Genomic DNA, 23,871 nt, shown 5'->3' with positions numbered 1-23,871 from the left:
GGACTTTAGCCGGGAACACGGCCGACCACGCGGGCATACATCCGACCGGGGGCCGGGCCGGGATCGAGGAAGCCCGGCAGCGCGGGCAGGTCCACGGCGAAGGTCTGAAGCAGCTGGTAGAGGGTGTCGGCGTCGGCGGGGCGGCGTTCGGGTTCCTTCTCCAGCAGGGCTTCGATGAGTTCGGCGAGCGCCGGAGGGACGCCGGGGACGGGCGGCGGGCGCTCCTTGACCTGGCGCTCGAAGACGACGTAGTCGGTCGTGCCGGTGAACAGTTGCCGCCCGGTGAGCATCTCGTGCAGCACGCAGCCCAGGGCGTACAAGTCGCTGCGGGGTCCGGCGACACCGCGTTTGATCTGCTCGGGAGCCATGTACGCGGGTGTGCCGAGAATCTGCCCGGTCCTGGTGAACTGGGCGCCGCCGGCCTCGCGCAGGATGGCCAGGCCGAAGTCGAGGACCTTGACCGTGCCGTCCGGGCACAACATCAGATTGGTCGGCTTGAGGTCGCGGTGGCAGATGGCGAGCGCGTGGGCGGCCGACAGGACGGCGCACGCCTGCGCGGCGATCGCGGCGGCCCAGGCCACCGGCAGCGGGCCGTGCTCGCTGACCACGTCGGCCACGGTGACGCCGTCGATGAACTGCATCACCTGGAAGAGCCGCTGCTCGTGCGTGCCGAAGTCGTACAGGACGGGCGCGCCGGGATGGTCCAGCCGGGCCAGGATGCGCGCCTCCCGGATGAAACGCCGCTCCAGCTCCTCGTCGGGCCCGCCGGGCAGCCGGAGGAACTTGACCGCGATCTTCCGGTCGAGATGCTTGTCGTGACCGCCGTAGACGGCGCCCATACCACCCTGACCGAGGGGGAGGTCGTCAAGCTCGTATCGGTCAGCGATGACCATGCGGCTACTTTAGAGGAGTTGTCCGCTGGCTAGACCGTCCAAGCCCAGCCGGATCAGCCGCTCTCCCCGCCTGGTGGTGGCCCGCAGGGCGTCGTCCAGCTCCGCTAGCCGCCGGAACGCCGCCCCGTACGGCCGCTGTTCCGGCAGCGAGAGCCGGGGCACCCGGGTCCGGCGGGCGTCCAGGCGGCTGGTGCCGCGGCTGTGGCCGCCACCGGCGCGCAGGAACCCGGCCAGGAAGTCGGAGTCCAGCCGAGCCGGATCCAGCCGGTAGAGGGTGAGCTGGGGGCCGAGCACCGCGCCGCTCTCCGCGATCACCCGGACCGTCCCGGTGGGCGTGGTCACCACGTCCCCGGCCTCGATCACGATCTGCCCGGCGGCCGACCCCGTCCGCCCGGAGGGGACGCCGCCGAGCAGCACGTCGTCGCCGGACAGCACCGGCACCTCGCCCTGGTCGGCCACCTCGCCGGGCTTCATCGCCGAATGGTGCACGGCCAGCAGCCCTGCCTTGGCCAGCTCCCCCACCGTGGTCATGTTCAGATCCCTGGGCTCGTCGAGCACGGCCAGTTCCGGCCCGGTCAGGCTGCTCGCCGCCGCCCGGAAGCCCTCCTGCTCGGCGAGGAACTCCGCGGGCGTGCCGCGCCGGTCGAACCGCAGCGGGCTGACGTCCACCTCGTCGTCGAGCAGGTCGATGATGCGCACGCCCTGCGGATCACGCTGGAACTCCAGCCAGGCGGGCCACACGCCGGACAGCTCGCCGTTGAACATGAGCACCTGGGCGGGCGGGCGTTCCCCGCTCTCCGGGCGGCGCAGCACCCACAGGTCGGCGGCGCCGAGGGCGATCACCGCACGCAGGGCGCCGCCTCTGAGCAGGTTGGCGCGGATCCGGCGACCGGGGCGGCGGGAGGCCGCGGCGGGTGGCATCAGGATCACCACGGTCCCACCGGGCCGTGCTCGCGCCAGGCAGTGCTGCACCCAGGCCAGCTCCGGCTCGCCGCGCGGCGGCAGGCCATACTCCCAGCGCGGATCCCCGGCCAGCTCGTCGTGACCCCAGGCGCGCTCGTTGAACGGCGGATCGCAGACGACCGCGTCAACGCGCTCGCCGGGGAAACCGTCCTGGCGGAGCGAATCCCCCGCCACCACGCGGCCGTCCACGCCGCGCATCCGCAGCCGGATCTGCGCGATCCTGGCCGAGGAGCCGGACAGCTCCTGCCCCCGGGCCGCCTTCGCGCCCAGCAGCAGCGTCCCGATCCCGCACGCGGGGTCGAGCAGCGTGCCGCCGCCGGACAGCCGGATCATCAGCTCGGCCAGCTCGGCGGGCGTGACCGCCAGCTGCCGGGAGTGCGCCTCGACATACCGCTCGCACAGGAACTCGAAGGCGTCCCGCGTCCCCCGCTCGTCGGCGAGTTCCGCGAGCAACTCGGTGACCCCGGGCCGCAACCCGGACGGGCGGCCTTCCAGGAAGTCCCCCGCCGCGGCGACCAGCTCCCCCAGGCGCAGATCATCCCCGGAGGCCCGCAACCGCTGCCAGGCCAGATCCCCCGGCGACACCTCGTAGGGCTTGCCGTTGCGCCGGAGCCACTCCTCGACCTCGGCGAGGGAGAACAGCGGGCTCGCGGTGGTCCCGCCGATGGGCTGCGGGAAGTCCTCATGACGGCGACGCCAGTTGCTCACCGCGGCCCGGCCGACATCGGCCAGCCGGGCGATGTCGCCAGCGTTCACGTAAGTCACGTCATCACTCTACACGACATGCCTACTTGTGAAGTGCTTCAACCAATGTTTTACTGTGCATATGAAACACAGCACGCTGGGACTCCGGTACGCCGCCCGATCCGATGTCGGGCAGCGCCGCCAGAAGAACGAGGACTCGGCCTACGCGAGCGGGCGGCTGCTCGCCATCGCCGACGGCATGGGCGGCCACCCGCACGGCGCCGTCGCCGGGGCCACCACGATCCGAGTGCTGTCCGGGCTGCCCATGGACGGCGAGCCGATCGCCGCGCTGGAGGCCGCGGTGCACACCGCCGCCCAGACGCTGAAGAGCATGGCGGAGGCCGACCCCGCGATGAACGGCATGGGCACCACGCTGACCGCCATGCTGTGGAACGGCCAGGGCTTCGCGCTGGCCCATGTCGGCGACTCGCGCGGCTACATGCTGCGCGACGGCGTGCTGTACCAGATCACCCACGACCACACGCTGGTACAGTCCCTGGTGGACGACGGGCGGATGACGCCGGAGCAGGCGGCCGAGCACCCCCGGCGGTCGATGCTGATGCGGGCGCTGGAGAGCACCGGCAACGTGAATCCCGACATGTCCTCGCGCGGGGCCTACCCCGGCGACCGCTACCTGCTCTGCTCGGACGGCCTGCCCGCCGTCGTGTCGCCGGACACGATCCACGAGATTCTCACCTCCGTCGCCGACCTCGACACCGTCGCGCGCACGCTCGTCGACCTCGCCAACCGCGGCGGCGGCCCCGACAACATCACCTGCGTCGTTGCCGACGTGGTCGAAATGCCCGATGGCTCTACCGGAGACGAGCATCCCATCATGGTCGGCGCGGCTTCCTCCGATCAAGACCCAACCCCTGATTCGGCCCGTCTTTGACTCACCGAGGGTCCGGTATCCGGCTCAGTAGTCTTTGTCTCATGGCGAGAGCGCGAGGGTCGGTCAACCCGTCCAGCGCGGCGAGCGCCTCCCGCAGGTGAACCGTATCGTCCGCGCCGGTCCCGGCAATATCGACCGCCGCCACGATGTTCTCCAACGCGACCGCCAACTGCCACTGGTCACCCAGTTCGCGCTGGATAGCCGCGGCCCGGCGATGAAACTCCAAGGACTCGGCGGGACGCCCGATTTCCCGGTAGGCCACACCCGTGACGTCCAGCGCCTGAGCCTCCCTGGCTCGGTCGCCGATGCGCCGATGGATGCTCGCGGAACGCTGGAAGGAGACCATCGAGTCGGCGAAATCTCCCTCGGCCATCCGCACCTTTCCGTGCTCCAGCAGCCAATACCCCTCCCACATCAGGTTGCCCTGCTCACGCGCGATGGCAAGGGCTTCCTCGATGTGCTCCCGGGCGAGGGAGACCTGCCCAGACTCCCGGCGGATCATCGACAGGATCCGGAGCGTGTTCCCCTTTCTGTCGGGGAGGTCCAGGCTTCGGAAGAACTCCAGCGCCCGTTGCGCGTCCTCCACCGAGTCGTCGAGACGACCGAGTTCGAAGCCGATCTCGGCCAGATTCGCCCGCACGATCATCTCCCAGCTGGACGCGCCGAGAGTTTCCAGCAGTTCCACGCTCCGCTCCAGGTCGGCATAGGCCTGCGCGAGCCGGCGGCGACGAAGATTGATCAGGCCGAGGTTGTTCAGAGCCATCGCCTCGCCAAGCTGGTTGCCTAGTTCCCGCCCCAGCTCGAACGCAAGTTGGTGGTGCTCCGCGCCCTTGTCGAGCTGGTGGGACTGGACATAGGCCTTCCCGAGGCTGTCCAGGACCTCTGCCTCCCCATAACGGTTGCCCACGCGCCGAGCCGCCTCCAGTCCGGCCGCGGCCATCGTGAACCAGGGTTCGAAGGTGTTGTGACGCGCGCAGTAGCTTCGGGTGACGGCGGCGAGCTGCCAGGCCAGGTCATCGAGACCTGCCCGCGCCGCCGCGAGCACCACAGCAGTCAGATTCGTGAGTTCGTCCTGAAACCAGCGGAGCGCCTCCGGATAACCGGCGAACGTCACGGCGCCGACCGGTGCGGCGGACCCGCTCAATGTGATCGACCGATCGAACGGAGCCAGTTTCTCCTGGGCATGCGCCGCGCTGTGCAAGTACCAGGCGGCCACCTGCCGCAGCACGTCCTGGCGGCTCTGTGCGCTCTCCTCGGCCGTGGCCTGGTCTATCGCGTACGCGCGCATCAGATCGTGGAACTGGTACCGGTCCGGCGCGATCTGCTCAAGCAGGTACGCCCCCACCAGGAGGTCGAGCATCTGCCTGACCTGCCCAGGCGTGCTCCCCACCATGGCGGCGGCGGCCGCTGCGCCGAACTCGGGGCCAGGATGCAGACCCAGAAGGCGGAACGACCTGGCGGCCGGTTCCGGCAGCGCCCGGTAGGACCAGGCGAAGACTGTTCGCACCGCATCCGCCTCGTCGCCGTCCTCCGCGGTCAGCGCGTCCCACAGGGCCGACTCGTCACGCAGGTCCCGAATCAGCTCGCGTAACGGCATCCACGGCCGGCTGGCCGCCCGCTCGCCGGCGATGCGCAACGCGAGGGGGAGCCTGGCGCACAGCCTGACCAGCTCGGCCAGGTCCTCCGAGGAGTCCTCTTTCCGGTAGTCGGCGGTCACACTCCTGATCAGGTCCAACGACTCAGCCTCAGCAAGCATGTCGACGCGGACGCGGTTGGCCCCGTCGCGGGCCACCAGCCCGGACAATCGGCTCCGGCTCGTCACGATCACCAGGCAGGTGTCGGTTCCTGGCAGCAGCGGACGCACCTGGGCCGCGCTCGCCGCGTTGTCCAGCACGATCAGCACCCGTCGCCCTGCGAGCCGTGAACGGTACAGAGCCGACCGGTCTTCGAGTTCCAGCGGGATCGCGCTGACCGGCACGTCAAGCGCGCGCAGGAACCGGTCCAGCACCTCCTTGGCGGTGATCGGCGCGCCCGGGTCGTAACCGCGCAGGTTCATGTACAGCTGACCGTCGGGGAACCGATCGCGGATCTGGTGTGCCCAGTGCAGCGCGAGCGCGGTCTTCCCCACTCCCGCCGTTCCGGCGATGACGCAGATCCCGGCCGATCGGAAGAGGTCTCCGTCGGGAATCAGCGCTTTGCCCAGTCGCTGCAATTCTCCCGTCCGGTTGACGAACCCCCGCACATCGCCGGGTAGCTGGCGTGGGACCTGCCTGTCCAGCGGTTGAGGACCGTGAAAATGCACTCCGCCGTGCACGTCTCGCGCCTGAACTACGTCACCCGCCGCGCCGGACATATCGGAGCGCGTGTTCTCCTCGTGCGAGTTTCCGGTGCCGTCCGGCCTGCTGGACCCCATCAAAGTATTTCCCGCCTTCTCGACGACGGCCGAGCAAAGGTCGGCTTCAACGGGGGACGGCTCTTTCTCATCGCGGGAGGTCGAGCGAGCGGTGATTACGGTCGAAGAAGGAGGTGATGTCCTCGCCTGCCGCGTAGAGCTTTGCGATCAGCGCCCGCCAGCGCGTGACCAGACCCGAGTCGATGTATCGGACCCCACCGGCGAGCACACCTCGCTCGTCGTAGCGGACCTCATACATGACATCCAGGCCGAGGGTGACCACTTCCGGCAACGCGCCGTTCACCTCCAGCGGGCGTACGGCATCCGGGCCAACGATCCGGACGAGCCCGCCGTACTCATGCCGTAGCCGGAGGAGGCGGAGCTCCCATCGCAGATAGGGAGTGACCGGCTCTTCGACGACCCGGACGCGCCAGGTGCGGAACCCCGCCCGGGCGATACGCTCGTAGTAGGCCTGAAGTGACTCCCGCCGCTGTTCGAGAAGCTGCAGCGCCTTTCTCCAGTCTCCCCGGGAGAATGCTTCCCAACTGTCGTCGCCCGGTTCTTGGAAGACTTGCCGACGTTCCAGCTTCCAGAAATCAGCGTGGCTGATCGCCCAGAAATGCTCAGCGAAATCGCGACGATATTCCGCGGTGGCCAGCTGGTCACCATGGGATGCATCAAGAAGATCACGCATCCGGTATATCCGACTTCGCCGCAATGAGCATCACGCGCGGAATAACTACTAACTGTTCGTCCGCCGCGATCGTCACTCCCACCGGAAGTCTCGGGCGAAACGTCGCGGTGAGATCTCGTCCAATGACGGCGATGTCTCCGTTGTCGAGTTCCCATATATCCGGGCAGCCGTCGTCGTTTCCGGTGCAACCCAGCTCAGCCGCCGACTTACCGAGCCTTCTACTCAACGTCGCCGACGAATCGGCTTCCCATGCGCGAGTCACGATTTATATCCTCCAGCGAGAGCCGAACGCCACTCGGAGCGTACATTCGAATTGAGAAACAGACAAGAAAGCTTCGTATCTGTCTGACACAATCGGGAATATTGGGCGCACCTCATCTCGGCCGTCAGCGATCGAGGGGAACCGCCGGAACCGCTTCTGTGACCCATATCGGCCCATCGGCGCAGGCCAGCTCCGGCCCGTCAGCCGGAGTCATGCTGGTGCCCAGCACTGTCAGCCATTCATCACCAATCCTGGCGTAGGGCCCGCGCAGACCGAATAGGTTGAAACGGAACACGCGAACCTGATTATGGGTCTCACGAACACCGCGTGCCGGGTCAATGAACATGAAGTCCGGTTCCATCCAGCCGGCATAGGTTGCATCGTCGTCGTTCTGTGGCTCGCCGGCCACCCCGTCCGCCGCGAGTGCCAGCGCCGGTCCGAGTAGCTCTCCGATAAGCAGATCGACGTCTTGCCACAATTTCGCCGTAACGAGATCCGCCGCGATGGGGACGCCACCCCGCTGCACCAGAATGTTTCCCGAGTCAAATGTGTCATCCATCCAGTGGATGGTTACACCGACCTCGGAGTCACCGTTGCGCACGGCCCAGTGCACGGGAATAGGTCCTCGATATTTCGGCAGCAGCGAGGGGTGCACGTTGATGCCGCCGAGTCGGGCCATTCGCCGCACCTCGGAAGGCAACCTCCAGGGCAGGCCGTACGCCACGATGAGGTCGGCTCGGTAGCCCTCCAGCGCCCTGGCGAGGCCACCCACAGTACCCGGCAGGATTAGATCCATGCCCGCGGGCAGTGATTCGCTGATAGCCGCGATAGTCGCCGCGGAGTTCTTACTCGTTGGCCTGCTCTGGCGAAGGGAGCGGGCATGAACCAATGCGACTGGGACATGACCGGCCTTTGTACATGTCTTGTGCAGGAGGGTGAAGCCGCTCGCGGCAAAGGAGATCAGGACTAACCGCAATGCGCTGGCCATACTGGCCCACTCCCCCCTCATGCCCGGATTCTGGCATATTGCGACACAATCCACTCGGCAGGCTCGTCGGGTAACACGAATCCCTATGCGAAACCAGCTGACATTGACCCAACGACTAGTGATCTTATACCTGGCAATGCTTCTCCACCCAGGATTCGATCAAAACCGAACGAATAGGAACCACTACCCGCCACCATCACCAACGTTGAACATATGATCGAAATTTACAGTTCTCGCCAAGAGACTCCGGGGCAGCGAAAGTGCTAGCAAGACCACGGGATCGCCCCGACGAACAAAGGATCCCTGACGGGAAGCTCTGGTCAGGGACCTAACCATGGAGAGCCGTCTTGGGAAATCGAACGCCCCTGAGGCTGCTGAACATCCGGCGCCGTTCACAACCCTCTAGCAGGTCCAGTGAGATCGCCAATATGCACTAGTACGGCAGCCGCCAATTGCTATCTGACCAGGGCATTTCCTTGGTTTAGGCGGGCGCGGTGATGGAACCAGCGAGATCGTGCCTGGTGGCGGCGTCGCCAGTCCAGCCAGCGCGCGGCGTGGCGAGGCGGATACCCGCGCTGTAGGGCGGCGGCAAGCAGGCGCCTGATTTCCGGGACCGTCAGCGGGATCAGCCCGGGGTCACTCGGCGGGGTCTGCCCGGGATAAACCGGCGGCGGGGCCTGGGCGTCGGTGCGGTCCCGTAACTGGGCGGCGGTGACGGCGCAGACGGCCAGGGCAGCCATGACCAGCACGATGTGGCGCAGGATCGCCGTATAGAGCCGTGCCTGGCACTGATCCAGCCCGAAGCAGTCCTTGCCGAACTCAAAATCCTCCTCGACCGGCCATCGCAGCCCGGCGGCCCGGATCAGCCTGGTCTTGGTCAGCGGTCGGCCTTCGGGCACGTAGCAGTAGTGGAAGGCCAGCTTGCCGGTCTTGAGGTGGCGGCGGACCAGCAGATGATGACGCGGCGAGGCGGTGCCGATCCACGCCCAGGCATACCACCGCTCGCCCTTGGAGCCCTTGCCGGCGGAGCGGACCTCCCAGCGCCGTTTGTCCTTGGCCAGTTGCTTTACCGCCTGCGCGCAGGTCAGCTTCGTCCCCGCGGCCAGCGTGAGCATGAAACCGGAGGAGACCCGCAGCACGTAAGCCTGGCCGTTGTCCTGGAGGAACTCGCGCAGCCGGGTGCAGCCGCCGTAGACCTCATCGCCACAGACGAAGTCGAAGACCAGGCCGTCGGCGTAGGCGTCGGCGCACAGGTCGATGGCCAGCTGGCCCTTGGTACGGAACTCCAGGTCCAGCGGCAGGCCCATGGTCAGGGACTTCACCGGATCTTCGATGTGCTCTCGCGGTATCCATTGCCGTGCGCCGGCCAGCGCGTGGCCGGTCTGCTCCCGGACATAGGACACGTATACGGTGTTGATGCCGTTGGCGATGCGGCCCGCGCACCCCATGTACTGGCGTTTCACCCCGGCCGTGAGTCCGCCTTATGACGAGCACGCGGTAATGCCGATGGGGCTTGTGGTGCTGGGTGTGGCCCTTGGTGCCACTGCGCGATGGTCGTGATAATTTTCGGCGATTCGGGCGTCATGATCGACGATGTATGCCGTCTTGTCGGTGAGTGTCATTGACAAGACGGAGGCTTTCATGGGCCGGATCGTGGTGGAAGGGCCGCTGGCTCCGTTCACGGATGGACTGCGCCGTTACCTGGCCGGCAGAGGGTACGCGCTCGATACGGTACGCGATCACGTTCATCTGCTGGCCGATCTGAGCGGATGGCTGTCGGCACGGGACATGGCAGCCGCCGATCTCACCGAGCGCACGGCTGAGGAGTTCCTGCTCGCGCGCCGTGCTGTCGGTCGCCGGATCGGGGTGTCGGAGCGGGCGCTGGCGCCGACGTTGAGGTATCTGCGCAGCGTGCAGGCCGCGCCGCAGCCCCCCGCTCGTGTCCCGGCGACGTTCGAGGAGGTTCTGCTGGCGCAGTATCGGCGTCATCTGGAGGGCGAGCGGGGGTTGAGCGAGGGCACGATCAAGCACTATCTGCGGTGCGCGAGGGTGTTCTTGGGATGGCTGCCCGGCTCGAAGAGGGCTGGACCGCTGGCCGGGTTGTCGGCGGGCCGGGTCACCGGTTACGTGATGGAGTGGGCGCGGCACCGGGAGGGCCTGCCGCCGGACATGGTGACGCTGCCGGCATTGCGTTCGTTCCTGCGTTTCCTGCACGTGGCCGGGCATGTTGCCGATCTGCTGGTGGGCGCGGTTCCTGCTGGTCGGGCCCATCCCGGGCGGCTGGGGGTGCCGCGGGCCGCCAGCGGTGAGGGCATCCGCGCCGTTCTTGCCTCATGTGACCGTGACAGCGCGGCCGGGCGTCGGGACTACGCGATCATGCTGTCGCTGACGCGGCTGGCGTTGCGCGGCGGTGAGGTCGCGCGGCTGGAGTTGGACGACGTCGGCTGGCGAGCCGGGCACGTGAGCATCCGCGGCAAAGGCGGGCGAGTGGACGTCCTGCCGCTGCCGGGCGATGTCGGCCAGGCGTGGGCCGACTATCTGCTGCACTCGCGACCGAAGACTGTCTCCACCACGTTGTTCGTGACGATGGTCGCGCCGTTCGGCGCGTTGGCGACCTCGTCGGTCACCCAGGTGCTGGCTCGGGCCTGCGCCAGGGCCGGCGTCGCCAGGTTCGGGCCGCACCGGATCCGGCACGCCGTGGCGTGCGGCCTGCTGAATTCCGGGGCGTCGATGGAGGAGATCGGCCAGTTGCTGCGGCACGCCCACGAACGCACCACAGCGATCTACGCCAAGGTCGACCAGGCCCGGCTGGCCGAGCTGGCCCGGCCCTGCCCGCAAGGAGCAGCCCGATGACGATCCCGATGACGATGCGGGCCCACGTCGAGGACTACCTGGCCATGCGCCGGTCGCTGGGCTACCAACTGCGGGGAGAGGGCCGGATGCTGCTGGCCTTCGCCGATCGGCTCGATCAGGCCGGACAGCGCACCATCGCCGTGTCGGTGGCCCTGGCCTGGGCGCGCGAGCCGGCCAACGCCTCGCCCGCGCATTGGAGTCGCAGACTCACCGTGGTCCGCGTCTTCGCCCGCCACCTGCACGCGCTCGATCCGACCTGCCAGATTCCTCCAACCGGCCTGCTACCAGCCCACTCCCCTCGGCCGACGCCGTATGTCTACACCGATCAGGAGGTCGCCGCGCTCGTCCACGCGGCCGGCACGATCGCGGCACCGATGCACTCGGCCACCTGCCATGCCGTCATCAGCTTGATCACCGCGACCGGACTACGGCTGGGCGAGACCCTCGCCTTGGACCGCGCCGACGTCGATCTGAGCGCCGCGACGCTCACCGTGGCCGGCAAGAATCAGCAGACCCGCCGGGTCCCGCTCCATCCCAGCACCGCACACATGCTGGCCCGTTACGCCGCACGGCGCGACCGGCTCTGCCGCTCACCGGCCCGCGACACCTTCTTCCTCACCGCCACCGGACACCGGCCGCTCCAAAGGGGTCTGCAAGAGAGCTTCGCCAAGCTGCTGGTCCTGGCGGAAATCCCGACACCTCCAGGGCGGCGGCGTCCCCGGATTCACGATCTCCGCCACACCTTCGCGATCAACACGCTGATCGACTGGTATCGGTCCGGCGTCGATGTTCAAGCCCGCATGCCGGTCCTGTCGACCTTCCTCGGCCACTCCAGCCCTGAGGCCACCTACTGGTATCTGCAGGCCACACCCGAACTGCTCACCCTGGCCGCGCAGCGGCTGGAACAACACCAGAGTTCGTCATGACGGCGCTGGCGCCCATCATGGAGGCATTCTTCACCGACCGGCTGATGACCCAGCAGGGCGCCAGCCCTCACACGATCGCCTCCTACCGCGACACCTTCAAGCTGCTCCTGGGCTACCTGAACACCCGAACCGGCAAACTCCCCGCCCGTCTGGACCTCACCGACCTGGACGCCACCGTGATCGGTGACTTCCTGCAGCATCTGGAGACCGTCCGCGGCAACACCGTCGCCAGTCGCAACACCCGCCTCGCCGCGATCCACTCGCTGTTCCGCTATGCCAGCCTCCAGGCACCGCAGCACGCGAATCTGATCAGCCGGGTGCTGGCGATCCAGACCAAGCGGACCACCAGCACCATCGTGAGCTTCCTGTCCCGCCCCGAACTCGACGCACTGCTCGCCGCTCCCAACCGCTCCACTTGGCATGGACGCCGTGACCACGCCTTGCTCGTCCTGGCCGCTCAAACAGGGCTCCGGGTTTCCGAACTCACCGGCCTGACCACCGGTGATCTCCACCTGGGCACCGGCGCGCAGGTCTCCTGCCGCGGGAAAGGCCGCAAAGACCGGTGCACCCCGCTCACCACCCACACCAAAGCCGTCCTCACCGGATGGCTCGACGAACGCCGACCGGCAGCCGACACCGACCCGCTGTTCTGCACCCGGCCTGGTGGTCGGCTATCCCATGACGCCGTCGAACATCTGATCAAGAAACACGCGGCCACCGCAGCCGAAGCCTGTCCATCTCTGCAGGTCAAGACAGTGACACCGCACACTTTGCGGCACACCGCCGCGATGGAACTCCTCCGTGCCGGTGTCGACGTCACCGTCATCGCCCTCTGGCTCGGCCACGAGAGCCCAACCACCACACGCATCTACCTGCACGCCGACATGGCCCTCAAAGAAAAAGCCCTCGCCCGAACCACGCCCTTGGGGACCACCCCAGACCGCTATCAGGCTCCCGACGCGCTGCTGGCATTCCTCAACCAGCTCTGACAGCCTCCAGCTAATACCGCGAATAGACGACGCCTGCCCACTTCCAGCCTCGCCATCGGCATTACCGCGTGCTCGTCATAAGGCGGATAATGCCGAGATCGGCATTAGTTGCCCTGTTTCTCCTGCCCGCTCTCGTCGATCGCTGCGATCATCAGGCCACCACGCCGCCGACGCCGCGCCGCCGCATCCAGCCCCTTCACCGCGAACCGCCGGATCTCGCCCATCGCGGCGGACTCATCCCAGACCGCCCGGCTCAGCAGCCGTTGCGTCCGATCCGGCGACCTGTCCCCGGCATGCTGGGCGATTGTCCACCCGTTCCGCTTCGGCAGTTCGCTGACCAGAGCCGTCAAGTACTTTCCCGCCTGCTGCCACGTCCCGGTCCGGGCAAAGCACGGCTTCAGCCGCTCCAGCAGCTCGGCCCGTTTCCCGCGGGCCAGCCCGGCCCCTATCCTGGCAGCAGCAGCCGCCTTCGATTCTGTTGTCCTCACAAACACATGATCGTCAGGCGGCTGCACTCATGTGCGCAGCCGGGCCGACGACCGCCGCATCCCACCAGGTCAAACCGATAATGGCGGCTGCCGTACTAGGACCGATAACCAGCGGGTAAATCGGCGCGGTGCCGGGTCGCCGCCAGGGACGACAGTGCGGAGGGAAGGGAGCGCCCTCTCCGGTGATCGGGGAGCCGGTATCGACTCCCTGCTAAGGAGAGCGCATATTGAACATCTCGATCAAGTTCCCTCGCACCGCAACCGCGTCGCTCATCATCGCGCTGGCCGTCGGCTTCGTGACGGTGACGGCCGGCCCGTCATCGGCCGACGTCCCCGGACGGGTGATCGTCACCGAAAGCAGTGACAGGAACTCCGACGACAAGGGCGCCGAAGTCACCTGCCCGGACGGCACGCGCGTGCTCGGCACCGGAGCCGAGATCAGCGGCGGAGTGGGCGGCTCGGTCATCATCGACCAGGTGATCCCGACCGCCTACACGGTCAGCGCGTACGGCGTGGAGACCCCGGCGGGCACGACCGCCTCATGGGTGATCAGAGTGTGGGCCGTGTGCGGCAACCCGCGCACGACCACCTACATCCGCTACCAGGCCACCGCATCGCACCCCAATCCCAAGACCCTGGGCCTCGCCTGCCACGAAGGAGACTGGCTGCTCGGCTCCGGTTTCCAGTTGGAGGGCGTGCGGGGCAACGTGAGCGTCACCGGACTCATCCCGACGTTGGACGACGTCTTCGTGGAGACGAAGGAGAACCACCGAGGCTACGCCGGCAACTACTATCTCCGGGTGTTCGTGATCTGCGCCGAGGACGCGCCGGCGGGCCTGCAGGTCGTGTCCGAGGAAAGCGACGAGAACTCGGACGACAAGGGCTCCGTCGTGCCCTGTCCCGATGACAAGCAGGCACTGAGCGCCGGATTCTCCATCCCCGGAGCCGCCGGTGAGACCGTCCTCACCTACTTCATTCCCAACAACCCTACGGCCATCGCCTACGCGCACGAACTGAGCTCCACCACCAGAGAGTGGAGTGTCCGCACGTACGCGACCTGCGCATTCGAGTAGACCCTCCGTCGAGGACGATGGGTGCGCTGGTGAAGTCGTAGCCGCCGACGAGCAAAAGGCGCCGGGGTCGGCCCATCCAGGCCGCCCCCGGCGCGGGTGTTCTAGTCGTGATCGTGATCGTGGTCGTGGGGGTCGTCGTCGTCCTCGTCTTCGAGCGTGCCGTCGGAGGGTTCGACGCCGAGCATCGCCTCCCTGGGCTCCACCTCGTCGATGTGGTCGACGAGGCTGAGCACGTGATCCGGCTCGATCAGCCACTGCAGGGCCGCCGCTCCGGTCTCGTCGCCGTTGACGAGCTCTATCTGTTCCTGGCGCTCAGCGGCGTCCAGATCGGCTTCGGGGTGACGGATCTCCTTCAGCGCGGCGGCCTGGAGGGCGGCCACGTCGGTGACCTCTACGACAAGATCGACCGTCAACCGCAAATAGCGTCCGGTGTCCGTTGCATCGCTCATGGTGGTGATCCTAGGGGAGCTTCCACTCGACCGGGGAGCCGCCCTGCTCGGCCAGCAAGGTGTTGGCGCGGCTGAACGGGCGCGACCCGAAGAAGCCGCTGCGCGCCGACAGCGGACTCGGGTGCGCGGACTCGATGCACGGCACCTGGCCCAGCATCGGGCGCAGGTTGCGGGCGTCCCGGCCCCACAGGATGGCCACCAGCGGGCCGCCGCGCTCGACCAGCGCGTGGATGGCCTGCTCGGTGACCTCCTCCCAGCCCTTGCCCCGGTGCGAGGCGGGCTTGCCCGGCATCACGGTGAGCACCCGGTTGAGCAGCAGCACGCCCTGCTCGGTCCACGGGGTGAGGTCGCCGTTGGACGGCGCGGGCAGGCCGAGGTCGGCCGTGTACTCGGTGAAGATGTTGCGCAGGCTGCCCGGCAGCGGCCGGACATCGGCCGCGACCGAGAAGCTGAGGCCGATCGGGTGGCCGGGCGTCGGGTACGGATCCTGCCCGACGATCAGCACCCGCACATCGGCCAGCGGCTGCTGGAACGCGCGGAGCACGTTCGGCCCGGCCGGAAGATACTGCCGGCCTTCGGTGATCTCCTGCCGCAGGAAGTCTCCCATCGCGGCTATCCGCCCGGCGACGGGCTCAAGGGCCTTGGCCCAACCGGCTTCCATGATCTCGGGTAAGGGACGTGCTGTCATGGTCGCGGAGCCTACCGACCGGGTACGACATCGCGCGGACGAATCCGCCGCGCGATGCCGTACATTTCCGGCCTACTTCACCGATCCGGCCAGCAGACCCTGGACGAAGTACCGCTGGAAGGCGAAGAACAGCACCAATGGGATGATCAGCGAGAGGAACGCGCCCGGCGCGAGGATGTCGACGTTCGTTCCGAACTGCCGCATCTGTGATTGCAGGGCCTTGGTCATCGGCTGGTTCTCCGTGTCGGCGTACACCAGCGCCACCAGCAGGTCGTTCCAGACCCACAGGAACTGGAAGATGCCCAGGGACGCGATCGCGGGCTTGGCCAGCGGGAATACCACGGTCGCGAAGATCCGCCATTCCGGCGCCCCGTCCATCCGGGAGGCCTCCAGCAGCTCCCGCGGGATGCCCGCGAAGAAGTTGCGCAGCAGGAAGATGGCGAACGGGAGCCCGAACGCCACGTGGAACAGCACCACGCCGGCGATCGAGCCGAAGATCCCCAGCGCGCCGTACAGCTTCGCGATCGGGATGAGCGCGATCTGCACCGGCACCACCAGCAGCGCGATGACCACCAGGAACAGCGCGTCCCTGCCGGGGAACTCGATCCAGGCGAACGCGTACGCCGCCGTCGCCGCGATCCCGATGACCAGCAGCGTGGCCGGAACCGTGATCAGCACGGTGTTCCAGAACGACGAGCTGAACCCGGAGGCCAGCAGGTTGCCGTAGTTCTCCAGGGTCAGCTGCGCCGGTTTGGTGAACAGCGTCCACCAGCCGGAGGAGTTGTTGTCCGCCTCGGCCCGCAGCGAGACCACCAGCAGGCCGAGCGTGGGCACCAGCCAGAAGACGGCCACCAGGACCAGCACCACCTGGAGCACGCCGCCGCCGAGCCGGTCGATCAGCCGGGCCGGTCCACGCTGGAAGGTCGCGTCGTTCATCGTTCGTCCCTCCGGAACCGGCGGATGTTGAAGGCCATGAACGGCAGCACCAGCAGCAGCAGGAAGATCGCCAGCGCGCTGCCCATGCCCTGGTTGCCGCCGCCGCCGAAGGAGACCCGCCACATTTCCAGCGCGACCACGTTGGCCTGGGGTTGCACCGAGCCGGGCGCGATGATGAACACCAGGTCGAAGACCTTCAGCACGTTGATGATCATCGTGACGAAGACCACCAGCAGGACCGGCGAGAGCAGTGGTACGGTGATCTTGCGGAACACCTGCCACTCGGTGGCGCCGTCGATCCTGGCCGCCTCCAGCGCGTCCCTGGGGATGGCCGAGAGCCCTGCCGCGATCAGCACCATCGCGAATCCGGCCCAGACCCAGATGTACGCGCCGATGATCGCCGGAGTGATCAGCGTCGGGCCCAGCCAGGTCAGCCCGCCGAACGCGGCGGTGAAATTGGACTCGGGCAGGCGCAGGCCGTACGAGCCGGAGGTCAGCTCGTCGAAGCGGAAGCTGCCGTCGGCCTCGGTCCGGGTGGTGGCCCGGACCGTGTCGCCCTCGACCGCCTCGACGGTCACCCCCGCCAGGCCCCGCTCCTGAGCGTCGATCTGGTTGACGGTGCCGCCGCCCCCGCGGACGGTATCGATCCAGATCGTCCCGCTCAGGCCGGGGCCTGCGGCGGGGGCTTGCGCGGCGGCGAATCCGGCGACCGCGTCGGGGCTCAGCCCGACCAGCGGGATCAGCACCGGGGTTCCGGGCCGGACCTGCTCCTTGGTCACCACCGCGCCGCCCTGCAATACCGCGGGAGCCGCGTCGTTCTCCCGGGGGCGCGCCCCGGGATAGCCCTGGTCGCCGGAGAAGACGCCCTGTACGGTCGTGATGATCGCGTTGGCGACGCCCTTGTCCGGGTCCTGCTCGTACACCAGGCGGAAGATGACGCCGGCGGCCAGTAGCGAGACGGCCATCGGCATGAACAGCACGAGCTTGAAGGCGGTCGCCCAGCGGATGCGCTCGGTCAGCACCGCGAAGATCAGCCCGAGCACGGTCACCATCAGCGGCGCGACAACCACCCAGATGATGTTGTTGCGGATCGTGGTGAGCGTGGCCGGATCGCTGAAGATCGCGCCGTAGTTCTCCAGGCCGACGAAGGTGTTGCCGCTCGCGTCGTGGAAGCTCCGGAAGACGGAGTACACGATCGGGTAGACCATCCACGCGGCCAGCAGGAGCAACGCCGGGGCCAGGAAGACCCACGCCATCGCCGGAGACGGCCCCAGGCGCCGGAGTTGGGGGGTGGCCACCGCCTACTCCTTGTAGGACTTGGCTGCGTCAGCTTCGAGCTTCTCCTGGGTGCCCTTGATGTCGGCCGGGTCGCGGAGGAAGTCCTGCAGGTGCTTCCACTCGCCCTTGCCGTCGGTGCCGCCGAAGGCGCTGGGGGCCAGGTCGGACATGTCATACCGGACCGATTCGCCGGCCGAGATGATCGTCTGGGCCAGCTGCTTGGTCAGCTCGCTGGGGTAGTTGTCCGGGGAGACGTTCCGGTTCGGCGACAGGTAGCCGGGCGTCTTCGCCCAGATCTCGCCGCCCTCCTTGGAGGCCATGAACTCCAGCAGCGCCATCGCGCCCGGGGTGTCCTTCAGCGCCACCGCGACGTCGCCGCCGAGCACCACCGGCGCGGTGTCGCCCACCGTCGGGAACGGCATGATCTTGGCGTCCTCGCCGATCACGGCGCCGGACTGGGTGGCCGAGGAGGCGACGAAGTCGGCCTCGATCACCATGGCGGCCTTCTTCTGGCCGTACACCTGGGTCACGCAGGTCGGGAAGTCGGTCTGCAGCGCGCCGGACGCGCCGCCGAGCACGAAGTCGGGCTTGCCGAAGATCTGCGCCATCTTGGTCAGCGCGGTGGTGACCGAGGGGTCGGTCCAGGGGATCTCGTGCTTGGCCAGCTTGTCGTAGTTCTCCGGGCCCGCGCTGGACAGGTAGACGTTCTCGAACAGGTCGGTGAGCGTCCAGCCGGAGGCGCCGCAGAGCGAGAACGGCGGGGTGCCCGCGTCGGCCAGCGTCTGCGCGGTCTTGCCGATCAGGTCGTCCCAGGTGGTGGCCTCGGCCGCGCCCGCGTCCTCGAACGCGGCGGTGCGGTACCAGATCATCGACTTGTGCGCGGCCTTCACCAGCACGCCGTAGACCTGGCCGTTGGCCGAGCCCAGCTCCTTCCAGTACGGCGTGTAGTTGTCGTCGATCTGCTTCTGCACGCCCGCGCTCAGCGGCTTGAGCGCGTTCTGGTCGGCGTACTGCTGGACCAGTCCTGGCTGCGGCAGGACCGCCACGTCCGGCGGGGTGCCGCCCTCGATGCGCGGGCCGAGGTAGGCGCCGGTGTCCTCACCGGTGGAGGCGTAGATGACGTCGGCGCCGGTCTTCGCCTCGAAGGCGGTCAGCACCTTCTCGAAGTTGGCCTGCTCGTCGCCGGTCCACTTGGCGGCGATCTCGATCTTGACGCCGTCCAGGGACTTGGCCGCCGGAGCGGACGCGGACCCGGCCGGGGCGGACGGGGACGCGGCTTCGCCCCCACCCCCGCACGCGGTGACGGCCAGAGCGGCGATCAGCAGTATGGCGGGTTTGCGCATGGTTATCCTCCTGAGCGGATGACCTCGCCGAGTTGTCGCTTCAGATTGACGACGGTCTCCTCGACGGGGGTGGTGCGGGAAAGTGCGCCCGATACGGCGCTGGAAATGGCCAGGCTGACCTGGTTGTAGTTGGCCGTGACCGGCCGTGGCCTGGCGGTGAGGATGGCTTCCTTGAGCACCGGTAGGTAGGGGAAACGTTCGATCAGCGCCGGGTCGTCGTAGAGCTGGGTCCACACCGGCGGGAAGGAGCCCTCGGTGAGCACGAGGCGCTGGTTCTCCAGGCCGGTGAAATAACGGATGAAGTCGATCGCCGACTGCTGCCGGCGGGAGAACGCGCTGACGGCCAGGTTCACGCCGCCGAGCGAGCTGGAGCCTGGCCCGTCCCGGCCGGGCAGCCGGGTGACCGCGAACTTGCCCGCCACCGCGGAATGCGTGGCCGGGCCGTACGCGTGCGGCCAGTTGCGGGCGAACAGCAGCCGGCCCTCCTGGAAGGCGAGCCGGGATTCCTCTTCCTTGAAGGAGAGGGCCTCCTGCGGGATCCAGCCGTCCCTGACCCCGGTGACCAGGAAGTCGAGCGCGGTCGTGGCGACCGCCGGATCCATGGTGACGCGCCGTGCGTCCGGGCTGAGGATCTCCCCGCCCGCGGACTGCACGGCCTCCGCGAAGTTCACCGTCAATCCCTCGTAGGGGAGGAACTGCCCGGCGTATCCGCCCAATCCCTTGTCCCGGCCCAGGCGGGTGGCCTGGTCGCGCAGCTCGGCCCAGGTCCGCGGCGGCTTCTCCGTACCGAGCAGATCGGTGCGGTAGTAGAGCAGCCCCGCGTTGCTGGTGTACGGCACCGCCCACAGCTTGTCCTGGTACACGGCGGTGTCCACCACCGGCGGCAGGAACTTGGCCAGCGGGAACGCGCCACGATCCAGCGGCACGATCCAGCCGGCGTCGGCGAACTCGGCGGTCAGGACGACGTCGAGGCCGAGCACGTCGTACCGGTCGGAGTGCGCCTGCAGGTTGGCCACCATCTGGGCGCGCTGCTCGTCGGCCGCTTCGGGCAGTTCGAGCAGCGTCACCGGCTCGGCCGGGTGGGCCGAGTTCCAGCGGTCGAGCAGGGGACGGAGGTAGGCGGTGGTGTCCCGGCCGATGGCGAGCGTGATGGGCCCCGCCGCCGGAGGTTCGCCGCCGGGCGCGCCGAGCGCCGAGCATCCGGTCGCCAGCGCGACCAGGAACATCAGCGTGCGACGCGTCACTTGTTTTCCTCCGTGTGAACTTCGCTTTACATACGTGTTAGGTAGGTGCATGCATGTTATGCATAGCGCTAATGTGGGCGTCAACCGGCAATTCGGTAACGTTCGGAGGTGGGCGGGTGCGGCTGCCGCTGCTGGCACTCCTGGCGAAGGAACCTGCCCACGGATACGAGCTGAAACAGGCGCTGGAGCAGACGTTCGGCAGCGCCTACCCGTCGCCGAACATCGGGCAGATCTACGTCACGCTCGGGCGCCTGGAGAAGGACGGTCTGGTCAGATCGGTCGACGTGGAGCAGTCCAACCGCCCGAACAAGAAGGTCTACTTCCTGACCGCCGACGGCAGGGAGGCGCTGGAGAACTGGGTCGACGAGCCGACCGAGGGCCCGCGGGTGCGCGATGAGTTCTTCATGAAACTGGTCCTCGCGCCGCTCACCGGGATCGCCGACCGGATGGCGCTGATCAACCGGCAGCGCCGGCACTATCTCTCGCTCATGCGGGATCTCACCGAACTCGCCGAGCGCACCGACCCGGGGGATCGGGTCGCTCTCCTGCTGATCGAAGGGGCGACCCTGCACCTGCAGGCCGACCTCGACTGGCTGGAACGCTGCCAGGAGGACCTTGTGACATGACTGTTCTGCGCACACTCAACCTGGTGCGGATCTACCAGAACGGGGGTGTGCCGGTGCCTGCCGTACGCGGGGTGGACTTCACCGTGGCGGCGGGCGAGTTCGTCGCGATCATGGGGCCGTCCGGGTCCGGGAAGTCGACGCTCGTGCACATGCTGGGCGGGCTTGACGCGCGTACGAGCGGGGAGATCTGGCTCGACGGCAAGCGGGTGGACACGCTCTCGGAGAGCGCGTGGGCCGTGCTGCGGCGGCGCAAGATCGGGTTCGTGTTCCAGTTCTACAACCTCGTCACCAACATGACCGTGGCCGACAACGTGGAGTTGCCCGCGTTGCTGGCCGGGATGTCGCCTCGGGAGGCGCGGGAGCGGCGCGAGTACCTGCTCGGGGAGCTGGGGCTCACCGAGCGCGCGTACGCCGCTCCGGCGGAGCTGTCGGGCGGCGAGCAGCAGCGGGTCGCGCTGGCCCGCGCGCTCGCCAACGGCCCCCAGCTGCTGCTGGCGGACGAGCCTACCGGGAACCTGGACAGTCGCAATACCCGTGACGTGCTGAAACTCCTGGGGGAGGTGCATCGGCAGGGGCAGACCATCGTGGTGGTGACGCATGACGCGAAGGTGGCGAGCAAGGCGGACCGGGTGGTGACGCTGGCCGACGGCATGATCGTGGACGACGCGTCGATGCGCCGCCGCCGGTTCACCCCGGGCACCGCGGGCGATGTGGTGGAGCTGCGCGGATGATCGCTGAGTGGCGGTGGATTCGGTCGGATCTGCGGGCCAGGCGTATGCAGGCCACGCTGACCGTGCTGGCCGTGGCGGGGATCGTGGCGGCGCTGGTGACGGCCGCGACGCTGCTGGAGGAGGGCACCAACCCGTGGCGTGGGTTGTTCACGCGGGGGCATGGGGCGCATGTCTGGATCCACACGAAGGATGCGCCGGATATTTCGGCATTGGGGAGCTTGAACGGCGTTACCGAGATCGCCGGGCCCTACCTCAGCGCACCCGCGACGCTGGCGGGGAGCGGCCGGAAGGTGCCCGTCGCGTTACAGGAAGCCCCCACCGCCCTGCCCAAGGTCGCCACGCCGCTGGTCACCGAGGGCCGCTGGCTGGATCCCGCCGACCCCGACGGGGTGGTCGTGGAGCGTTCGTTCGCGGCCGCCACCGGGCTGCGCCCCGGCAGCGCCTTCACCGTGACCGGGCTCAACGGCGCCACCCACGCCCTGTTCGTGAAAGGCGTCGCCGAGAGCGGCGACCAGGGGTTCTATCCCGACTGGGCGCCCGGCCTGGCCTGGACGCTGCGGCAGACGCTCACCCTGGTGGAGCCCGCGTCCGGGCGCAGCGAGAACGTCACCGGGCTCCGGCTGGCCGATCCCGAGGACACCAACCTGGTGGTGCAGCAGGCGGTGACCGCACTCGCGGGCCAGGTGCAGCGGGTCTCCACCTGGCGCGAGGTGCGGGCCTCCATGGAGCTGGACAACCGGCTGCTCGGGCTGCTGCTCGCGCTGTTCGGGGCGGCGGGCCTGGTGGGGGCGGCGCTGGCGCTGGCCAACGCGACCGGCGGGCGGGTGCTCGGCCAGCTGCGCGACCTGGCCACGCTCAAGTCGCTCGGGTTCACGCCACGGCAGGTCTCCACCATGCTGCTGGCCGAACACGGGCTGCTGGGGCTGCTCGGCATCCTGATCGGCCTGGCGGCCGGGCATGTGATCACGGCCGCCACGCTGCGGGTGCCGCCCTCCCCCGGCCAGCTGGCCGCCATCGGCCTGGGCACCATCCTGATCGTGCTGATCGCGGTCTGGCTGCCCGCCTGGCGCGGCGGCCGCACCGCCCCCATCCCCGCCGCTCCCGCCATCCCCCCGCACGGCCGCCTCTCCCGCCTGGCCCGCCTGGCCCTGCTGGTACGGCTCCCGCCCGCGCTGGTCCTCGGCACCCGGGACGCGTTCACCCGCCGGGTCCCCGCCGTCCTGACGAGCGCCGGTCTCGCCCTCCCGATGATGATGATCACAATCGGCCTGGGCTGCTGGGCCACCCTCGACGATTTCGCGAAAAATCCCGCGAAAGTCGGTCAGGCGGCGGCACTGTCCGTGCGCCCAGGAGGCCTCACCGCCGACGAGGCGAGCATCCGGGCGATGGCCGACCCCGCCGTGGCAGCCGTCTACCCCGGCGTCGAGCTGGACGCCCTCGCCCCCGGGCAGACCAGAACGGTACGAACCCGGGCGTTAGGCTCCTCCACCGCCCCCTACCCGTTCCACGTGGCCGAGGGCCGCATGTTCCGCGAGCGCGGCGAAGCCGTCGCCGGCCAGGGACTGCTCGACCTCCTCAGCGTCCGCGTCGGCGATCGAGTCCGCCTCACCATCGGCGGCACCCCGCTGATCGTGCACATCGTCGGCCGCGTCGTCGAACCCGAACAGGACGGCGAGGTCCTCTCCGTCGGCATCGACACCCTGGCCGCCAAGGACGCCGTGCCCCCGCACTTCTTCGCCCTCGTCCTCAAAGACGGCGCCGACCCTCAGGAGGTCAGGGCCCGCCTCCAGGCCACGGGCACCCTCCAGGGCCTGGAGGTCACCCAGGCCGTCAACCCCGCCGACCGCCTGGCCGTGATCCGCGTAATCATCATCGCCCTGATCGTCGTCCTGTCCCTGATCGGCCTCGCCAACCTCCTCACCGCCAGCGCCCTCGGCCTACGCGACCACATCCGCGACCTGGCCGTCCTCCAGGCCATGGGCCTAACCCCCCGCCAGGTCATGGCCACCCTCGTCACCGGCACCGGAATCCTCGCCGCCCTAGGCGTCCTCTCAGGCGCGACAGCCGGCGCATTACTCTCCCGCTCACTAATCGACTGGGAAGGCCACGGCAGCGGCGTAGGCGCCGGAATCGGCCGCGCCCCAACCCCTGCCACCCTCACCGCCGCCATCCTGATCGCAGTAGGCGCAGCCCTCCTCGTCGCCCTCATCCCCGCCCGCCGAGCCGCCCGCGCCCGCGTCCCCGTAACAGCGGGCTAGCCCTTCACGACAACCAGCAGAGCCGCACCCCGACTCCCACCACCCTCGCCGCCATGCGGATTGCGGTGAGCGGCCACTTGGCTGCCCTCATCCCTGCCCGCCGAGGCGCCCGCGTCCCAATGGCAGCGGGCTAGCCCGTCACGACAAACCGTCCCCGTCCT

The 23,871-nt window shown here is 68.5% G+C and carries 20 protein-coding genes and 2 pseudogenes; 8 read left to right on the top strand and 14 right to left on the bottom strand.

Features of this window, described 5'->3' with window-relative positions:
* Positions 1–5 precede the first annotated feature (5 nt).
* Both Aple_RS25810 and Aple_RS25805 read right to left on the bottom strand, forming a co-directional pair.
* Positions 6–893: a serine/threonine-protein kinase gene (locus tag Aple_RS25810; RefSeq protein WP_155347291.1), complete on the bottom strand. Its 888-nt coding sequence runs from the start codon at positions 891–893 to the stop codon at positions 6–8.
* Positions 894–902: 9 nt separating this feature from the next.
* On the bottom strand, positions 903–2,621 hold the full coding sequence (locus Aple_RS25805) for an HsdM family class I SAM-dependent methyltransferase (RefSeq protein WP_155347290.1): 1,719 nt from the start codon (positions 2,619–2,621) through the stop codon (positions 903–905).
* A 61-nt stretch (positions 2,622–2,682) separates the two neighbouring features.
* On the opposite strand from Aple_RS25805, the gene Aple_RS25800 reads away from it, so the two are divergent.
* Positions 2,683–3,492 carry a PP2C family protein-serine/threonine phosphatase gene (locus Aple_RS25800; protein WP_155347289.1) on the top strand — a complete coding sequence of 270 codons (810 nt, stop codon included), beginning with the start codon at positions 2,683–2,685 and terminating at the stop codon, positions 3,490–3,492.
* Between the two features lies 1 nt (position 3,493).
* Here the strand turns inward: Aple_RS25800 and Aple_RS25795 are convergent, their stop codons facing one another.
* The 5 genes and pseudogenes from Aple_RS25795 to Aple_RS25775 form a co-directional block, all read right to left on the bottom strand.
* Positions 3,494–5,905, bottom strand: a complete 2,412-nt coding sequence (locus tag Aple_RS25795; protein ID WP_155347288.1) for an ATP-binding protein — start codon at positions 5,903–5,905, stop codon at positions 3,494–3,496.
* Positions 5,906–5,972: 67 nt separating this feature from the next.
* Entirely contained in the window at positions 5,973–6,578 is a 606-nt protein-coding gene (locus Aple_RS25790) for a DUF6879 family protein (protein ID WP_155347287.1), read from the bottom strand.
* Positions 6,571–6,840 carry a hypothetical protein gene (locus Aple_RS25785; protein ID WP_155347286.1) on the bottom strand — a complete coding sequence of 90 codons (270 nt, stop codon included), beginning with the start codon at positions 6,838–6,840 and terminating at the stop codon, positions 6,571–6,573. Before Aple_RS25785 ends, Aple_RS25790 begins: the two co-directional genes overlap by 8 nt.
* Before the next feature lie 124 nt (positions 6,841–6,964).
* Positions 6,965–7,828 carry a methionyl-tRNA formyltransferase gene (locus Aple_RS25780; RefSeq protein WP_218038509.1) on the bottom strand — a complete coding sequence of 288 codons (864 nt, stop codon included), beginning with the start codon at positions 7,826–7,828 and terminating at the stop codon, positions 6,965–6,967.
* Between the two features lie 455 nt (positions 7,829–8,283).
* Positions 8,284–9,309, bottom strand: a pseudogene (locus Aple_RS25775) (IS701 family transposase); the annotation flags it as partial.
* Between the two features lie 130 nt (positions 9,310–9,439).
* Between Aple_RS25775 and Aple_RS25770 the strand changes: the two are divergent.
* The 3 genes from Aple_RS25770 to Aple_RS25760 are packed head-to-tail and all read left to right on the top strand — an operon-like array spanning position 9,440 to position 12,596.
* Entirely contained in the window at positions 9,440–10,681 is a 1,242-nt protein-coding gene (locus Aple_RS25770) for a tyrosine-type recombinase/integrase (RefSeq protein WP_170321660.1), read from the top strand.
* Positions 10,678–11,607 (top strand): tyrosine-type recombinase/integrase, encoded by a 930-nt coding sequence (locus tag Aple_RS25765; RefSeq protein WP_155347284.1) that lies wholly within the window; start codon positions 10,678–10,680, stop codon positions 11,605–11,607. Before Aple_RS25770 ends, Aple_RS25765 begins: the two co-directional genes overlap by 4 nt.
* Positions 11,604–12,596 carry a tyrosine-type recombinase/integrase gene (locus tag Aple_RS25760; protein WP_155347283.1) on the top strand — a complete coding sequence of 331 codons (993 nt, stop codon included), beginning with the start codon at positions 11,604–11,606 and terminating at the stop codon, positions 12,594–12,596. Before Aple_RS25765 ends, Aple_RS25760 begins: the two co-directional genes overlap by 4 nt.
* Before the next feature lie 110 nt (positions 12,597–12,706).
* Here Aple_RS25760 and Aple_RS25755 read toward each other — a convergent pair.
* A pseudogene (locus Aple_RS25755) lies at positions 12,707–13,084 on the bottom strand (IS701 family transposase); the annotation flags it as partial.
* Between the two features lie 227 nt (positions 13,085–13,311).
* Here Aple_RS25755 and Aple_RS25750 point away from each other — a divergent pair.
* Positions 13,312–14,157: a hypothetical protein gene (locus Aple_RS25750; protein ID WP_155347281.1), complete on the top strand. Its 846-nt coding sequence runs from the start codon at positions 13,312–13,314 to the stop codon at positions 14,155–14,157.
* Positions 14,158–14,258: 101 nt separating this feature from the next.
* On the opposite strand, the gene Aple_RS25745 is transcribed toward Aple_RS25750, so the two are convergent.
* The 6 genes from Aple_RS25745 to Aple_RS25720 all read right to left on the bottom strand — a co-directional run bounded on the left by Aple_RS25745 (position 14,259) and on the right by Aple_RS25720 (position 20,095).
* Entirely contained in the window at positions 14,259–14,606 is a 348-nt protein-coding gene (locus Aple_RS25745; RefSeq protein WP_155347280.1) for a hypothetical protein, read from the bottom strand.
* Positions 14,607–14,616: 10 nt separating this feature from the next.
* Positions 14,617–15,294: a uracil-DNA glycosylase gene (locus tag Aple_RS25740; protein ID WP_155347279.1), complete on the bottom strand. Its 678-nt coding sequence runs from the start codon at positions 15,292–15,294 to the stop codon at positions 14,617–14,619.
* A 72-nt stretch (positions 15,295–15,366) separates the two neighbouring features.
* Positions 15,367–16,230 carry a carbohydrate ABC transporter permease gene (locus tag Aple_RS25735; RefSeq protein ID WP_155347278.1) on the bottom strand — a complete coding sequence of 288 codons (864 nt, stop codon included), beginning with the start codon at positions 16,228–16,230 and terminating at the stop codon, positions 15,367–15,369.
* Entirely contained in the window at positions 16,227–17,486 is a 1,260-nt protein-coding gene (locus tag Aple_RS25730) for an ABC transporter permease (RefSeq protein ID WP_155347384.1), read from the bottom strand. Before Aple_RS25730 ends, Aple_RS25735 begins: the two co-directional genes overlap by 4 nt.
* A 45-nt stretch (positions 17,487–17,531) precedes the next feature.
* Complete coding sequence (locus tag Aple_RS25725) at positions 17,532–18,851, bottom strand: ABC transporter substrate-binding protein (protein ID WP_155347277.1); 1,320 nt, start codon at positions 18,849–18,851, stop codon at positions 17,532–17,534.
* A gap of 2 nt (positions 18,852–18,853) precedes the next feature.
* On the bottom strand, positions 18,854–20,095 hold the full coding sequence (locus tag Aple_RS25720; RefSeq protein WP_246264773.1) for an ABC transporter substrate-binding protein: 1,242 nt from the start codon (positions 20,093–20,095) through the stop codon (positions 18,854–18,856).
* A 116-nt stretch (positions 20,096–20,211) separates the two neighbouring features.
* Here Aple_RS25720 and Aple_RS25715 point away from each other — a divergent pair, with 116 nt between their 5' ends.
* Genes Aple_RS25715 through Aple_RS25705 form a run of 3 tightly spaced genes read left to right on the top strand, consistent with a single transcriptional unit; the run spans position 20,212 to position 23,710 of the window.
* Complete coding sequence (locus tag Aple_RS25715; protein ID WP_155347276.1) at positions 20,212–20,721, top strand: PadR family transcriptional regulator; 510 nt, start codon at positions 20,212–20,214, stop codon at positions 20,719–20,721.
* On the top strand, positions 20,718–21,452 hold the full coding sequence (locus Aple_RS25710) for an ABC transporter ATP-binding protein (RefSeq protein ID WP_155347275.1): 735 nt from the start codon (positions 20,718–20,720) through the stop codon (positions 21,450–21,452). Before Aple_RS25715 ends, Aple_RS25710 begins: the two co-directional genes overlap by 4 nt.
* Positions 21,449–23,710, top strand: coding sequence for an ABC transporter permease (locus Aple_RS25705; RefSeq protein WP_155347274.1), 2,262 nt, complete (start codon positions 21,449–21,451; stop codon positions 23,708–23,710). Before Aple_RS25710 ends, Aple_RS25705 begins: the two co-directional genes overlap by 4 nt.
* Positions 23,711–23,871: the final 161 nt, after the last annotated feature.

The organism is Acrocarpospora pleiomorpha, assembly GCF_009687885.1.
Lineage (GTDB): Bacteria > Actinomycetota > Actinomycetes > Streptosporangiales > Streptosporangiaceae > Acrocarpospora > Acrocarpospora pleiomorpha.
The sequence above is the reverse complement of the archived record's forward strand: the minus strand, read 5'-3'. Positions and strand labels throughout refer to the sequence as shown.

Bases quoted from the DNA above. Each gene is read 5' to 3' on its own strand.
- Aple_RS25810 (WP_155347291.1), bottom strand. From the start codon at position 893: ATGGTCATCGCTGACCGATACGAGCTTGACGACCTCCCCCTCGGTCAG.
- Aple_RS25800 (WP_155347289.1), top strand. From the start codon at position 2,683: ATGAAACACAGCACGCTGGGACTCCGGTACGCCGCCCGATCCGATGTC.
- Aple_RS25795 (WP_155347288.1), bottom strand. From the start codon at position 5,905: ATGGGGTCCAGCAGGCCGGACGGCACCGGAAACTCGCACGAGGAGAAC.
- Aple_RS25790 (WP_155347287.1), bottom strand. From the start codon at position 6,578: ATGCGTGATCTTCTTGATGCATCCCATGGTGACCAGCTGGCCACCGCG.
- Aple_RS25780 (WP_218038509.1), bottom strand. From the start codon at position 7,828: ATGGCCAGCGCATTGCGGTTAGTCCTGATCTCCTTTGCCGCGAGCGGC.
- Aple_RS25765 (WP_155347284.1), top strand. From the start codon at position 10,678: ATGACGATCCCGATGACGATGCGGGCCCACGTCGAGGACTACCTGGCC.
- Aple_RS25760 (WP_155347283.1), top strand. From the start codon at position 11,604: ATGACGGCGCTGGCGCCCATCATGGAGGCATTCTTCACCGACCGGCTG.
- Aple_RS25745 (WP_155347280.1), bottom strand. From the start codon at position 14,606: ATGAGCGATGCAACGGACACCGGACGCTATTTGCGGTTGACGGTCGAT.
- Aple_RS25740 (WP_155347279.1), bottom strand. From the start codon at position 15,294: ATGACAGCACGTCCCTTACCCGAGATCATGGAAGCCGGTTGGGCCAAG.
- Aple_RS25735 (WP_155347278.1), bottom strand. From the start codon at position 16,230: ATGAACGACGCGACCTTCCAGCGTGGACCGGCCCGGCTGATCGACCGG.
- Aple_RS25730 (WP_155347384.1), bottom strand. From the start codon at position 17,486: ATGGCGTGGGTCTTCCTGGCCCCGGCGTTGCTCCTGCTGGCCGCGTGG.
- Aple_RS25725 (WP_155347277.1), bottom strand. From the start codon at position 18,851: ATGCGCAAACCCGCCATACTGCTGATCGCCGCTCTGGCCGTCACCGCG.
- Aple_RS25710 (WP_155347275.1), top strand. From the start codon at position 20,718: ATGACTGTTCTGCGCACACTCAACCTGGTGCGGATCTACCAGAACGGG.
- Aple_RS25705 (WP_155347274.1), top strand. From the start codon at position 21,449: ATGATCGCTGAGTGGCGGTGGATTCGGTCGGATCTGCGGGCCAGGCGT.